Annotated in this window: 15 protein-coding genes; 5 read left to right on the plus strand and 10 right to left on the minus strand. The window is 71.6% G+C overall.

Annotation, left to right across the window (positions count from 1 at the left end; genetic code table 11):
- The coding region (locus tag KBA23_RS06890; protein ID WP_290738466.1) for a DUF3035 domain-containing protein at positions 1–482 on the plus strand (482 nt) is incomplete at its 5' end.
- Between the two features lie 149 nt (positions 483–631).
- Here KBA23_RS06890 and KBA23_RS06895 read toward each other — a convergent pair.
- The 5 genes from KBA23_RS06895 to KBA23_RS06915 form a co-directional block, all read right to left on the minus strand.
- A complete protein-coding gene (locus tag KBA23_RS06895) occupies positions 632–1957 on the minus strand; it encodes a DUF3422 family protein (RefSeq protein WP_290738469.1) in 1326 nt (441 codons plus the stop codon).
- 132 nt (positions 1958–2089) lie between these two features.
- Positions 2090–3175 (minus strand): DNA recombination protein RmuC, encoded by a 1086-nt coding sequence (rmuC, locus tag KBA23_RS06900; RefSeq protein ID WP_290738472.1) that lies wholly within the window; start codon positions 3173–3175, stop codon positions 2090–2092.
- Entirely contained in the window at positions 3172–5010 is a 1839-nt protein-coding gene (mutL, locus tag KBA23_RS06905) for a DNA mismatch repair endonuclease MutL (protein ID WP_290738476.1), read from the minus strand. Before mutL ends, rmuC begins: the two co-directional genes overlap by 4 nt.
- 33 nt (positions 5011–5043) lie before the next feature.
- A complete protein-coding gene (locus KBA23_RS06910; protein WP_290738479.1) occupies positions 5044–5775 on the minus strand; it encodes a DnaA/Hda family protein in 732 nt (243 codons plus the stop codon).
- Positions 5776–5780: 5 nt separating this feature from the next.
- Positions 5781–6545 (minus strand): NAD kinase, encoded by a 765-nt coding sequence (locus KBA23_RS06915; RefSeq protein ID WP_290738482.1) that lies wholly within the window; start codon positions 6543–6545, stop codon positions 5781–5783.
- Positions 6546–6687: 142 nt separating this feature from the next.
- On the opposite strand from KBA23_RS06915, the gene glyA reads away from it, so the two are divergent.
- Together glyA and KBA23_RS06925 are read left to right on the plus strand one after the other, a co-directional pair.
- Entirely contained in the window at positions 6688–7983 is a 1296-nt protein-coding gene (glyA, locus tag KBA23_RS06920; protein ID WP_290738485.1) for a serine hydroxymethyltransferase, read from the plus strand.
- 113 nt (positions 7984–8096) lie between these two features.
- Positions 8097–8987: an alpha/beta hydrolase gene (locus KBA23_RS06925; RefSeq protein WP_290738489.1), complete on the plus strand. Its 891-nt coding sequence runs from the start codon at positions 8097–8099 to the stop codon at positions 8985–8987.
- 43 nt (positions 8988–9030) lie between these two features.
- Here KBA23_RS06925 and KBA23_RS06930 read toward each other — a convergent pair whose 3' ends face one another.
- The gene (locus KBA23_RS06930) at positions 9031–9645 is read right to left on the minus strand and encodes a TetR/AcrR family transcriptional regulator (protein WP_290738492.1); all 615 of its coding nucleotides are present in this window, start codon (positions 9643–9645) and stop codon (positions 9031–9033) included.
- 205 nt (positions 9646–9850) lie between these two features.
- Between KBA23_RS06930 and KBA23_RS06935 the strand changes: the two genes are divergently transcribed.
- Complete coding sequence (locus KBA23_RS06935; protein WP_290738495.1) at positions 9851–10327, plus strand: hypothetical protein; 477 nt, start codon at positions 9851–9853, stop codon at positions 10325–10327.
- A 58-nt stretch (positions 10328–10385) separates the two neighbouring features.
- On the opposite strand, the gene phaC is transcribed toward KBA23_RS06935, so the two are convergent.
- Positions 10386–12230 carry a class I poly(R)-hydroxyalkanoic acid synthase gene (phaC, locus tag KBA23_RS06940; protein ID WP_290738499.1) on the minus strand — a complete coding sequence of 615 codons (1845 nt, stop codon included), beginning with the start codon at positions 12228–12230 and terminating at the stop codon, positions 10386–10388.
- A gap of 244 nt (positions 12231–12474) precedes the next feature.
- Between phaC and KBA23_RS06945 the strand changes: the two genes are divergently transcribed.
- On the plus strand, positions 12475–12819 hold the full coding sequence (locus tag KBA23_RS06945; protein ID WP_290738502.1) for a hypothetical protein: 345 nt from the start codon (positions 12475–12477) through the stop codon (positions 12817–12819).
- A gap of 40 nt (positions 12820–12859) precedes the next feature.
- Here the strand turns inward: KBA23_RS06945 and KBA23_RS06950 are convergent, their stop codons facing one another.
- The 3 genes from KBA23_RS06950 to KBA23_RS06960 all read right to left on the minus strand — a co-directional run bounded on the left by KBA23_RS06950 (position 12860) and on the right by KBA23_RS06960 (position 13764).
- Complete coding sequence (locus KBA23_RS06950; protein ID WP_290738505.1) at positions 12860–13150, minus strand: CcdB family protein; 291 nt, start codon at positions 13148–13150, stop codon at positions 12860–12862.
- Positions 13138–13434 (minus strand): type II toxin-antitoxin system CcdA family antitoxin, encoded by a 297-nt coding sequence (locus KBA23_RS06955; RefSeq protein ID WP_366935297.1) that lies wholly within the window; start codon positions 13432–13434, stop codon positions 13138–13140. The genes KBA23_RS06950 and KBA23_RS06955 overlap by 13 nt, the downstream gene beginning before the upstream one ends.
- A gap of 207 nt (positions 13435–13641) precedes the next feature.
- Positions 13642–13764, minus strand: a complete 123-nt coding sequence (locus KBA23_RS06960; RefSeq protein WP_290738508.1) for a hypothetical protein — start codon at positions 13762–13764, stop codon at positions 13642–13644.
- Positions 13765–13812 lie beyond the last annotated feature (48 nt).

The following is a 13812-nucleotide window of genomic DNA, read 5'->3' on the forward strand; positions in this document are numbered from 1 at the left end:
CGGCGGCGGCCTGCGTGCTGTCGGGCTGCCAGGGCGGCGGGCTCGCCGGGTTCCTGCGGCGCTCGGGCGTCGGATCCAGTCCGGACGAGTTCCTCGTCCTGCCGACCAAGCCACTGGAAATGCCCACGGATCTGGCGGCGCTGCCCCCGCCGGCGCCGGGTGCGGCGAACCTCGTCGATCCCAATCCCGACCTCGAGGCCGTGGCGGCGCTGACCGGGCACGAGCAGCCGGCGGGCACGGCGAGCGCCGCGGCGCTGGTGGCGCGCGCCGGCCCGGTGGATCCGCAGATTCGCTCGCGGCTCGCGTCCGAGGATGCGACCTATCGCGCCGAGAACCGCGGCCTGTTCCTCGAGCGGATCGCCAACAAGGACTCGCCGGACTGGTCGATCTACGAGGACATGCGGCTCGACGCGAATGCGATGTTCATCCTGTTGCGCAACCGCGGCGTTCGGGTGCCGGCGGCGCCGCCGATTCTCGACTGACGCAACCCCCCGGAGATCGGCGGGGTCATCTGGCTGAAAACGCTCGAAAAATCCTGGCTGGAAGGCGGCTGGAATCGGGCTGGAATCAGGCTTGCCACTTCTTTACGGGATGCTAACGCACGGAGGTCCGGAGCCTGCGGCCCGAGGGCCTAGCCGTGCGGCGGGGCCTTGTCGCGCCGCTCGGCGGCGCGGGCGCGGATGCGCCGGACCATCAGCCATACCGCGACCACCACGGGAACGGTCAGGAGCGCGAGGATGGTCGGCTTCTCCAGCCCGACCCGCTCGCCCGCCGGGCCGAAGAGCCCGGCCGCGAGGTTGACGGCGTAGTAGCTGATCGCCACCACCGACAGGCCCTCGACCGTCTCCTGGAGACGCAACTGAAGGGCGGCGCGGCGGTCCATCGCCCGCAGGACCTCGACGTTCTGGGCCTGGTTCGCCACGTCGACGCGGGTGCGCAGCAGGTCGGAGGCGCGCTCGGCCCGGGCGGAAAGCTCGTCGAGCCGCTCCTTGGCCGAGCGGCAGGTCCGCATCGCCGGGTCGAAGCGGCGCATCATGAACTCGGAGAACAGCTGGCGGCCGTCAATGCGCTCCTCGCGCAGGACCTGGATGCGCTGGTTGACGATCGCCTCGTAGGCCCCGGCGGCGCCGAAGCGGAAGGCCCCGGCCGAGGCGAGATTCTCGATCTCCGCCGCCATGCGCAGGAGCTGGTCGAGCGACTCGCTCTCGCTGCCCTGGCGTGCGGCCATCTGCGCGACGATCCCGGACAGCTCGCGGTCGAGCCGCGCCACCGCGCCCGCCACCGTCCGCGCCTGCGGCAGGGTGAGCATGGCCATCGCCTTGTAGGTCTCGATCTCGACCAGCCGCTGGATGATCCGCCCGAGCCGCCGCCGGCCGATGCCCGGATGGGCGAAGATGCCCATCCGGCTGTGGCCGCTCTCGTCGATGCGGAAATCCGCCATGATGACGGCGTCGCCGTCGAGAACCCGCGCCACGGCGAGGCTTTCCGGCACGAACCAGCGCCCGGCATCGGCGTCGAGGCGGCGCTTCAGGTCGTCCGGCGCCACGGACTCCACCCGCACGATGGCCGAGGTGACGCAGGCCCCGGGCGCCGCTGCGAGCCAGTCCGCGGGAAAGATGTCGAAGAGGGGGGTCGAGAAGGGCTCGTCGGTCACGTGGTCGAGGAACACAGTGTAGGTGACGAACTCGGTGTGCATCTCCCACTTGAGAAAGCCGCGCCCGACCTTGCCGGAATAGTGGCTCGCCCCGGGCGCCGGATGCGGCGCGCCGTAGCGGTCGAGGAGCGCGACGAGATGCCCGAGATCCAGCGCCCTGTCGCGGTCGGCCGCGTTCTCGGTCTTCTTTATCGCGAGATGGATGGCGCTGCACGGGGGCGCGATCTCGGGGAACGGACGGGCGTGCAGCTCGTTGGCGAGCGCGTAGCGGTTCGGGTGGTCTGCGAGTGCGAGCTGCGCCATTGTCGGTCCCGGTGCCGGCTGAAACGTTCGGCGTCTTGGGGCGTCCGCGTCAAGACGCCGCAGCCATGTTGCGCTGCAACGTGATCGGGCGACCACAGTCGGCCACGCCTGCCGGAACGGCGTGTCGGCGGGTCAGCGGATCACCCGGGACTGTGCCGGCGCCGGCGCCGGCGCAGTGTCCTGCTCCTCGCCGAAGTCGAGATCCTCGAGCCGTCGCGCCCGGGTCGCCGCGCGGCCGGCGGAGGTCCGGATCTCGGCGAGGTCGGTCGCCGCCTGCCCGAAGTGCCGGTCGAGGTTGCCGACGCGCTCGCCCAGCCGCTCCAGATCCCGCCCGAGCAACCCCAGTTCGCGCCGGATCGCATGGGCCTCCGCCTTGAGCCGCGCGTCCTTCAGCACCGCGCGCAGCGTGGTCAGCGTCGCCATGCAGGTGGTCGGCGACACGATCCACACCCGCAGCGCGAAGCCTTCGCGCACGAGATCGCCGAAATTCGCGTGCAGCTCGGCGTAGACCGCCTCCGAGGGCAGAAACATCAGCGCCCCCTCGGCCGTCTCGCCCTCGATCACGTACTTCTCGGCGATGGCGCGCAGATGCGCGCGCACCGCCGTGCGCATCCGTCGCGAGGCCTCGGCGCTCTCTGCCGGGGTGCGCGCGGCGCGCAGCGCCTCGTAGGCTTCCAGCGGGAATTTCGCGTCGATCGCGATCGGTCCCGGCGGCGCCGGCAGGCGGATCAGGCAGTCCACCCGGCGCCCGTTCGAGAGCTGCGCCTGGAACTCGGCGACGCCGGGCGGCAGCGCCTTGGTCACGATGTCGCGCAGCTGGATCTCGCCGAACGCCCCCCGGGTCTGCTTGTTCGACAGGATGTCCTGGAGCCCCAGCACGTCGCCCGAGAGCTTTTCGATCTTGACCTGCGCGCGGTCGATCGCCTCCAACCGCTGCTGCAACTCGCCGAGGCTTCGCGCGGTGCGCGCAGCGCTTTGCCCGAGCCCGGCCTCCATCGCCTGCATAGTCCGCGCCTGCGCGGAGGCGTGGGCTTCCGCCACCTGCGCCAGCCCGCCATGCAGCCGGTGCTGGCCCTCGTTCAGGCTCCGGACAGCCCCGCCCAGCGCCGCCAGCCGGCGGCCGGTCGCGAAGGCCAGCCACAGGAGCGTCGCCGCCGCGGCGGCGACCCAGAGCCGCGGGTCGCCGAGCGCGACCTCGTGCCCGGCGATCTCGATCATCGCCGTCCGAAAAGCCGCTCGATGTCGGCGAGCTTCAACGCGATGAAGGTCGGCCGGCCGTGGTTGCAGGTTCCCGAGAACGGCGTCGCCTCGATGGCGCGCAGCAGCGCGTCCATCTCGGCATGGCCCATCCGCCGCCCGGCCCGGACCGAGCCGTGGCAGGCCATCCGGCTCAGCACCGCGTCGATCCGCGCGCCCACGCCGTCGGCGCCTTCCGCCAGCGCGTCGGCCACGTCGGCGAGCAGGCGGCGCCCGTCCACCTCGCCGAGCGCCGCCGGCGTCTCGCGCAGGCAGATCGCCCCCGGCCCGAAGGGTTCGACGACGAGGCCGAGCGTCGTCAGCGTCTCCGCTTCGGCCGCCACGCGCGCGCAGGCGCCGGCGTCCATCTCGACCACTTCCGGGATCAGCAGCATCTGCGACGGCGCCCGGCCGCCGGCGCGCTCGGCCTTCAGGCGTTCGTAGACCAAGCGTTCGTGCGCCGCGTGCTGATCGACGATGACGATCCCGTCCGTCGTCTGGGCGATGATGTAGGCGTCGTGCACCTGTGCGCGCGCCGCCCCGAGCGGCGCCGCCATGTCGTCTGCGGCGGGGGCCGTGTCGAAGGTTGGGTCGGGGGCCGGGGCAGGGGGCGCCGACAGGCCGATCGGCGCGCCTCCCGGCTCGGCGAAGCCGCGCGCCGGGGCCTGCCACGCCCGCGCCGCCGCCAGCATCGCCGGGCCCGGCCGGCGCTCCTCCGGGCGGAAGGCCCCGAGCATCCCGACCCCGTGCGTCGTCGCCGCCCGCACCCCGGCCTCGGCCAGCGCCGCCTTCAGCGCCCCGATCACCAGTCCGCGCACCAGTCCGGGCTCGCGGAAGCGCACCTCGGCCTTGGCCGGGTGCACGTTCACGTCGACCTCGGCGGCGGGCAGGCCGACGTCGAGCGCCGCCGCCGGATGCCGGTCCCGGGCCATCAGGTCGTGATACGCGGCGCGGAGCGCCCCGATCAGCAGCCGGTCGCGCACCGGCCGGCCATTCACGGTGAAATGCTGCGCCACCGCGGCGCCGCGCGAGTAGCTCGGCAGGCCTGCGAGCCCGGTCAGGCGGACGCCGTCGCGCTCGGCGGCCACTTTCACCGCGTTCTCGACGAATTCCGGCCCGAGCACCGCCCGGAGCCGCCCGCGCAGCCCGTCGAAGAGGTCGCCGGTCTCCGCCTCGAGCCGCAGCGTTTCGCGCGGGGCGTCCGGGTCGCTCACGTCGCGCAGCGTGAACGCCACGGCGGGGGCGGTCATGGCGAGCCGGCGCACCACCTCGCCGATCGCCTGCGCCTCGGCGCGGTCGGTGCGGAGGAACTTGAGCCGCGCCGGCGTCGCGGCGAAGAGACCCTCGACCTCGACGAGCGTTCCCCTGGCCCGGGCGGCGGGGCGCGCCGGCCCCTCGACGCCGCCGCGCACCGTCACCGAGGCGGCCTCGGCCGAGCCCGCGGCGCGCGACGTCACCGTCAGCCGCGCCACCGCCCCGAGCGATGGCAGCGCCTCGCCCCGGAACCCGAAGCTGGCGATGTTGACGAGATCGTCGCCGTCGAGCTTGGAGGTCGCGTGCCGCGACAGCGCCAGCGCGAGTTCGCCGGCCGGAATTCCCCAGCCGTCGTCCGAGACCCGGATCAGCCGCTTGCCGCCGTCGGCATAGGCGATCTCGATCCGCCGCGCGCCGGCGTCGAGCGCGTTCTCGACCAGCTCCTTCACCGCCGAGGCGGGGCGCTCCACCACCTCGCCGGCGGCGATCCGATTCGCCGCGGCCGCATCCAACTGGCGGATCGGGCGACGTTCTGCCGCTATATAGGGGCTCTCGGCCTGCATACCCCAAAGTGTAGCAGGCTCGCGCGGGCTGCGCTACTCCCCGATGCGAGGCGGATCCGCCGGCGACGCCTCCGGTTCGCCGAGCGCCGCGGCGGCGAGGGGGACGGTGATTGGCCGGCCCTGTGCGAGGCCGGCGCGGTCGAGGCGGGCGACGATGGCCTCGGCGGCCTCGAACGAGCGGTCGATGCGGGCGACGAGGAAGCGGATCACCGCCGGGGTCACGCCCACGCCGCGGTCGCCGAAGAGCTTGACGAGGACGGCGGCGAGGAGCGCGTCGTCCGGCGGCGCGAGCGTCGCCACCGGCGCGACGGCGAGGCGGCTCGCGAGGTCGGGAAGCGCGAGACGCCAGCGCGTCGGCGGCGTCTGGCCGCTGACCATCAGGCTGCCGCCGCCGGCGGCGAGCCGGTTGCAGAGGTGAAAGAGCGCCTCCTCGGCGGCGCGGCCCGTGGGCGCGGGAAGCCCGGCGAGGCGGTCGACGTCCTCGACGGCAAGGGCGGCGTCGCCCGCAATCCCGCCGGGGTCGACGCCGGCGAGGCTCGCGGCCGACAGGATGCGCGCGGCGGCCCGGCTGGCCCAGACATGGGCGAGATGGGTCTTGCCCGAGCCGGGCGGGCCGGCGACGGCGAGCCTGCCGGAAGGCCAGTCGGGCCAGGCGTCGATCTGGGCGAGCGCGAGCCGGTTCGGCTCGGACACGAAGAAGTCCTCCCGGCCGAGCGCCGGCCGCGAGGGCAGGTCGAGCGCCATCTGCCCCGGACCGGTGGGCATCGCCTTCAGACGAACTGTTCGCGGATCAGCCGCTCCTCGAGCCCGTGCCCGGGGTCGAAGAGCAGGCGGTGCGCGATGCCCGCCGCGCTCTCGATCGCGATCCGCACCGGCTCGCGCACTTCGAAGCTGTCGGCGACCGCCGCGACCGGCCGCTTCTCGGGCTCGAGCACCTCGAAGGCCACCCGCGCGGCCTTGGGCAGGATCGCCCCGCGCCAGCGCCGCGGGCGGAAGGCCGACATCGGCGTCAGCGCCAGCACCTCGGCGCGGATCGGCAGGATCGGCCCGTGGGCGGAGTAGTTGTAGGCGGTCGAGCCGGCGGGCGTGGCGAGCAGCGCCCCGTCGGCGACGAGTTCGGCCATGCGCTCGCGGCCGTCGACGAGAATGCGCAGCTTCGCCGCCTGCGGGCCGGCGCGCAGGATGGAGACCTCGTTGATGGCCAGCGCCTCGACCTCCTCGCCGTCGGCGCGGCGGGCGCGCATCCTGAGCGGGTGGATCAGGGCCTCCTCGGCCGCGCCGAGGCGTTCCGGAAGCCAGTCGGCGGAGAAGTCGTTCATCAGGAAGCCGACCGTTCCGCGGTTCATGCCGTAGACCGGCAGGTTGCGCGTCCGGGTCTCGTGCAGCGTCGCGAGCATCAGCCCGTCGCCGCCGAGCGCGACGATGACGTCCGCCGCCTCCACCGGGGTCTGTCCGTGGCGGGAGATCAGCAGCTCGCGCGCCGCTTCGGCGATCGGCGCCTGGCTCGCGATGAAGTGGATGCGGTCGTAGGACACGTCGGGCCTTTCCCATGCCGCGGGAGGCGGAGCCTGCCGCACGCCCGGGCGTTCCACAAGCGCAAGGCGTCGCTTTCCGGTTTGCTCGCGCCCCGTGAAGGCGGTATGAGCCGCGACGACACCCCGACCGCAGGAGGGCTCCATGAGGGACGGTTTCGCGTCGAACGGCTTCTTCACCGCCGCAATCGCCGACAGCGACCCCGCGATCGCCGGCGCCATCCGCGACGAGCTCGGTCGCCAGCGCGACGAGATCGAGCTGATCGCCTCGGAGAACATCGTCAGCCGCGCGGTGCTGGAGGCGCAGGGCTCGGTCCTGACCAACAAGTACGCCGAGGGCTATCCGGGCCGGCGCTACTACGGCGGTTGCCAGTTCGTCGACGTGGTGGAGACGCTGGCGATCGATCGCGCCAAGCAGCTCTTCGGCGCCGGTTTCGCCAACGTTCAGCCGAACTCCGGCAGCCAGATGAACCAGGCGGTGTTCCTCGCGCTCCTGAAGCCCGGCGACACGTTCATGGGGCTCGACCTCAACTCGGGCGGGCACCTCACGCACGGGTCGCCGGTCAACATGTCGGGCAAGTGGTTCAACGTCGTCTCCTACGGCGTGCGCCAGCAGGACAGCCTGCTCGACATGGACGCCGTCCGCGACAAGGCCCGGGCGCACCGGCCGAAGCTGATCCTCGCCGGCGGCACGGCCTATTCCCGCGTCTGGGACTGGGCGGCGTTCCGCGAGATCGCCGACGAGGTGGGCGCCTGGCTGATGGTCGACATGGCCCATATCGCCGGGCTGGTCGCGGGCGGGGTCCATCCCTCGCCGGTGCCGCACGCCCATGTGTCGACGACCACCACCCACAAGTCGCTGCGCGGCCCCCGCGGCGGCATGATCCTGACGAACGACGAGGACATCGCCAAGAAGATAAACTCGGCGGTGTTTCCTGTCCTCCAGGGCGGGCCCCTGATGCACGTGATCGCCGCGAAGGCCGTCGCCTTCGCCGAGGCGCTGCGGCCGGAGTTCCGGGACTATGCGGCGCGGGTCGTCGCCAACGCCCGCGCGCTGGCCGAGGCGCTGATGAAGGGCGGCGTCGACATCGTCTCCGGCGGCACCGACAACCACCTGATGCTCGCCGACCTGCGGCCGAAGGGCGTCACCGGCAAGGCCGCCGAGGCGGCGCTCGGCCGGGCGCACGTCACCTGCAACAAGAACGGCATCCCCTTCGACCCCGAGAAGCCGATGGTCACCTCGGGCGTGCGTCTCGGCACGCCGGCCGGCACCACCCGGGGCTTCGGCGCGGCGGAGTTCGAGGAGATCGGCGCGCTGATCGTCGAGGTTCTCGACGGCCTCGCGGCGAACGGCCCGGACGGGAACGGCGAGGTCGAGGCCTCGGTCAAGGCCCGCGTCCAGGCGCTCTGCGACCGGTTCCCGATCTATCCGGGGCTGTGAGCGGTTCGCTGCTGCGGACGCAGGCGCGCCCGCCCGCTCGGCGCGACGGCGTTGGTCGGAGGGGGGCGAGGTGGTAGGGTCGCGGATCGGGGCCATCGACCGGACCAGACGCCATGACCGTCGCGACGAAGTTCATTGCAGCCAAGGACGGCCGCAAGCTCGCCTATGTGGAGGTTGGCGATCCGAAGGGACCGCTGGTCATCCACAACCACGGCGGGCCCAGCAGCAGGCTCGAGGCGCGCCTCTTCGCGGCCGCGGCGACCCGGCAGGGCCTACGGTTCGTCGGGGTTGACCGGCCCGGCGTCGGAGAATCGAGCCCGCAGTCCGTCCGCAGCTACAAGGGATGGGCCGATGACATGACGGCCCTCGCCGACGCGCTCGGACATGGGACGTTCGGCGTGACCGGCTGGTCCGAGGGCGGCCCCTGGGCGCTCGCGGCGGCGGCCTATATCGACCCGAAGCGCCTGCGGCATGTCACCAGCATCGCGGGCGGGAGCTACGGCGCCTTCGGCGACAACTCGGCCGCGAAGTATCTCTCCAAGGCGGATGCGCTGGGGGGATTTCTCGCCATGCATTTCGAGCCCGGCTTCCGCCTCATGTACGCGGCGATCGACCTGACCGCCACGCATTTCCGCGAGAGGTTCTATCAGGAGCTGCTGAAGGCGGTGAACGACTATGACCGGCGGGTGCTGCTCCTGCCCGATGTCGCGGAGCTGTTCTGCGCCTCCTGTGCGGAATGCTTCGCGCAGGGAAGCGAGGGCCTCGTGCGCGACAGCGAGCTGCTCTACCGGCGGTGGGCCTTCGACGTGGCGACGATCGAGCGGCCTGTCCATATGTGGCAGGGGCTCGACGACACGCTCGTGCCGGCGCCCATCAACCGGGAGATCGCCGACCGGATGCCGGGAGCGGTCTGGCACGCAGTCGAGAAGGCGGGCCACTTCGTGGCCCTCGGCGCGGCGGACGAGGTGCTCGGCGTCGTCGCGAGGGATCTCGGCGCGACATAGTCGCCGCGAAGGACTGCGGCGCCCGGACAGGGGAGCGGGGCGCTCAATCCCGGACGACGTCCGCGCTGGCGCGGACCAGCGCGCGGGCCATCGCGAGGTATTGCTCCTCGATCGCCTCCGGCCCGAGGCGGCCTCCGGGGCGGTACCAGGTGTTGACGCCGGTCAGCATGGCGATCAGCGCGAAGGTGGCGAGCCTGGCGTCGCCGAGGCGGAAGTCGCCGCGGGCGACGCCGGCGACGAGGATGTCCGTCAGCACCGCCTCGTAGCTGCGCCGCAGGGTCTCGACCCGGGCGAAGTTCTCGGGCTCGAGGCTGCGCAGTTCCATGTAGGACAGGAACACCTCCGCCGCCCGGGTCAGGTGGTGGCGGATGTGGAAGCGGACGAACGCCTCGAACATCGCCGGGGGGGTCGGGTCGGCGGGCTTCGGATGCTCGGCCCAGGCGGCCAGCAGATCCTCCATGTGCCCGGTCATGATGTCGGCGAGCAGCGCCTGCTTGTCGGGCGTGTAGAGATAGAGCGCCCCCGCCTGCACCCCGACGGCGGCGGCGATCTGGCGCATCGACACCGCGGCATAGCCGTGGGTGGCGAAGAGCCGCAGCGCGGCGCGCCTCAGATCCTGCGCCGTCTTCTCGCCGTTCGATCCGCTTTTGCGCGCCATGGCGCGACGTTAAATGAACGATCGTTCAAATGCCAGCGTTGCATTCGTTCCGGCTGCGTTCGCGCGGTGTCACGGCGCCGGCACGCCGGCGTCACGGGCCGGGTGGCAGAAAGCGGCATGTCGGACGGAGCGGGCATTGAGGTCGCTCCCGCCGATCGCCCGGAGGCAGGAGGCCCCGGGTCGACACGATCGAAAGGCATTCGGGATGAAGTCCTGCATTTTCGCGGCTGCGGCCGTACTGACCATTGGCGCAACCGCCGGGTTCGCGGACACGGGCCAGATCGCGGCCTCCGCCGGGCTGCAAGGGGATGAGGCCGCCGGCCTCACGCTGACGGAGATCGCGCGGCACAAGTTCAACGCCGACACGCGGCCGGACGACCGCATCGTCGTCGTCATGTCCGGGGGCGGCGCCTCGGCCGCGGCGCGCAGCCAGCTCGCCGCAGCCGGCGGGATCGACGCCGCCACGGCGGCCGGCATGTCGCTGTCCGAACTCGCCGCGGCGAAGTTCCGCGCCGAGGCGCGCGGCGACGACCGGCAGCCGCTGGTGGTCGCGAGCCCCGGGGCCGTCGCGGCAGGCGCGCAGTTCGCGGCCAGCGCGGGCGTCCGCCCGGAGGTGGCGCGCGGGAAGTCGATGAACGAGATCTTCCTCGAGGGGATCGTGCGCCGTTCGGACGACGAGTGATCGATGCGACGCCCGGGATCCGCGCGACGGACCCCGGGCGCGTCCCTCCGGGTTTCGCTCAGGGCTGGATGGCCGCCAGCGGCGCGTCCTCGGCCTTGTCGAAGCGGACCCTGACGTAGGCGCCCGGCGCCGGCTCGATCGATCCGTTCTTCTCGCCGGGCGTGCGCGCCGCGACGAGGCGCCCCGAGCGCGTCTTGAGCCAGGCTTCCCAGTCCGGCCACCAGCTGCCCGCGGTTTCCTCCGCGCCTTCGAGCCAGGCTTCGACCGTCGGCGCGGTCATGTCCGGGTTGGTCCAGTACTGGTACTTCCCCGCCGCCGGGGGATTGATGACGCCGGCGATGTGACCCGACCCCGACAGGACGAAACGAACGTTCGCCCGCGTCATCTCCTTGGCGCCGCGGTAGACCGAGGCCGCAGGGGCGATGTGGTCCTCCTTGGTGGCGACGTGGTAGACGGGTCCGCCGATGTCGGACAGCGTCACCGGCCCGCCCTCAAGGTCGAGTTCGCCCTTGGCGAAGGCGTTCTTCACATAGAACCGGTCGAGGTAGAAGTGGTGCACCCGGGCCGGCATCGCGGTGGAATCGGCGTTCCAGTAGAGAAGGTCGAACGGGAACGGGTCCTTGCCGAGCATGTAGTTCGAGACGACGTAGCCCCAGATCAGGTCGTTCGCCCGCAGCATGTTGAAGGCGTTCGCCATGCGGTCGGCGGGCATGAAGCCCTGCTCCATCTCCTCGCCGATCAGGTCGATGGTCTTGTGGTCGACAAAGATCTGTAGTTCGCCCGCATCCTCGAAGTCGAGCTGGGCCGTGAAGAAGGTCGAGGAGGCGATCCGCTTGTCCTTTCGCCGGCCTGCGCTGGCGAGGATGGTGCCGGCCAGGGTGCCGCCGACGCAGTAGGAGGCGAGGTTCAGGCTCTTCTGCCCGGTCTCGGCGAGGACGGCGTCGATGGCGTCGGAGGCCCCCTTCATGTAGGTTTCCCAGGTCTCATTCGCGTGGCGCTGGTCGGGGTTGACCCACGAAACCATGAAGACGGTGAAACCCTGCTCGACGAGCCACTTCACCATCGACTTCTTCGGGTTGAGGTCGAGGATGTAGTACTTGTTGATCCAGGGCGGCACGAAGAGCAGCGGGCGCGCGTGGACCTTCTCGGTCAGCGGGGCGTACTGGATCAACTGGAGGATGTCGTTCTGCCAGATCACCGCGCCGGGCGAGACGGCGGTGTTGCGGCCGACCTCGAAGGCGTCCATGTCGGTCTGGCGGATCAGGAGCTTGCCCTTGCCGCGATCGAGGTCGGCGAGCATCATCCGCAGTCCGCGGACGAGGTTGTCGCCCTTCTCGTCGACGGTGGCCTGCAACACTTCCGGGTTCAGCGCGAAGAAGTTGGCCGGGTTCATCGCCTCGACGAACTGGCGGGTGTAGAACGAGGCCTTCTTGCGTTCCTTCGGATCCATCTCGCCGACGGAGGCGACGGTGTCCTGAATCCAGCCCGATGTGAGCAGGTAGCTTTCCTTCAGGTAGTCGAAGATCGCGTTCTCCGACCAGTCCTTGTGGGCGAAGCGCTTGTCCGCCTTGGCCTTGAACGGCGCCTCGACCGGCTCGCCGGCGTCCTTGGCTCCGAGCCATTTCAGCATCGACTGCTGCCAGAGCTGATTCTGGGCGGACCAGTACTCGAGCGTCATGTCGGCGACCTGCTTGGGATTGTCCCACATGGTCCGGTAGAGCTCGGCGAAGGTCGGCCAGGCGTTGAGCGGGTCGGGGTGGCCGGGAGCGGCGGCGCCTCCCTCGATCTGGCTGGACAGGAACCGCTTCCAGATCTGGCCCGAGATGTCGAGGACCTCGGCCATGTTGTGGGCGACGTGCTGGCCCTGCTCGGCAAGGGTATGCGTTTCCTTGGACTCGCTCACTTCGCGTCTCCCTTCCCCCTGCGGCCGCGCGGCGCCGCCGTTGCGGGGCGATATTAGCGTCGGTTCCGCGGCTTGCACACGATTCGCGAACGAAGATGTCGCGGCGCCGCTGCGGCTCGACGCGGGGGTGGGGGCGGGGTAAACCGGGGCGTCGGCGGGCGAGGCGGATCTCGTTGCGATCGCAGCGGCTTGGGGGAAATGGCGTATGCACGATCCATGCACAACCCATGCACAACCCATACGCATGGAGAACAGGTCCGGAGGGCCGCGGCGGGCGGGGCTGGGCGCGGTTCTGGTGGCGGCCCTCGCCATCGGCGGTTGCGCGCCCGAGGAGGCGGACGCGCCGGTTTCCGAGTTGGTCAGGACCGCGCCGCCGCCCCGGCTGGCGCCGACCGCCACGTTCGAGGCGCCGCGCGTCGAGGGGGTGGCGGCTTCCGTGCGCGTGGCGGGCGAACGGGATGCGCTCGCCGCCCGCGCCGCGGCGCTGCGGGCGCGGGGCGCCGCGCTTTCGGTCGAGCCCGTGCTCGTCGAGGACGAGCGCGAGCGCCTGACGTCGGCGGCGGATGGCGAGGGGGAGATGGATCCGTAGGACGGCGCGCGCCGGCGCGCCGCGAGATCGTGACTCGCGGCTACACGCCGCCCATCAGGACGTCGACAGCCCTGGTGATGTCGTCGCCCTGATCCGACGCGCTCCCGGCCCGGCGCAGGCTCGATCGGCGGACGGCGGCGATCAGGCGCGTCGCAAGGACGAGGCGCCGGTCGCCATGGCGGATCACGGGGTTGAGGTGTCGGACGGCGGGATAGTCCGGAAGCAGGGGAATGACGACGACCGCGGGATCCGGCGGGAGGAGGTCGCTTTCGACGACGACCATCGCAACGCCGAGGTGTTCGGCGATGTCGAAGCGGCTCAGACGTTCCACGCTGCCTTCCCGGGAGTGGCGAGGATGTCGGCCAGAGGATGGCCGTTGCGATCATGCCATTCCGCCTGTCTGGCGAAGGCGTCGGCATTCTCGTCGAGCCAGCGTGCGCGTCGGGCTTCGGTCACCGCCTTCCGCAGCGCCGCATCCGCAATGGCGGAAACATTGATGCCGAGGTCATGGGCGGCATCGAGGGCCGCTGCGTCGAGGGTCACGGAAGTCTTTCGTCTTGCGGCCGGGGGCATGGATGCTCCGTCGGGTTGAATGCGCATTTCCGGGTGGATCATACCGACATTCCATACCGACATCCATCCGCATCAGGGCGGTTGGATCTGGCGCAGGTCGGCGGGGAGAAAAAGCGCCGCCACCCGGGGCGGGCCCGGGGGCGGCGTCAGGGAAGCGGCGCGGCCGAGGCAGTCGGCAGGCAGGACGGGCAGGTGTCCGGCAGATCCGCGCCGCCGGCGGTCAGGCGGCAGGTCCGGGCGAAGCCGGGTTCAGGCGAGGGCGGGCACGAAAAGCCCGGCCAGGATGGCGACGACGAGGGCGGAGAGGCCGAGCGCCTCGCGCAGGACGGCGTCGGGATCGGAAACGAACAGGCGGCGATAGGCGTCTATCATGGCGTTGTTTCCTTTATGTTCGATAAACGTTCGCACCCTGTTAACCAC

Origin of the sequence: Amaricoccus sp. (genome assembly GCF_017995835.1) — a bacterium.
Taxonomy (GTDB): Bacteria; Pseudomonadota; Alphaproteobacteria; order Rhodobacterales; family Rhodobacteraceae; genus Amaricoccus.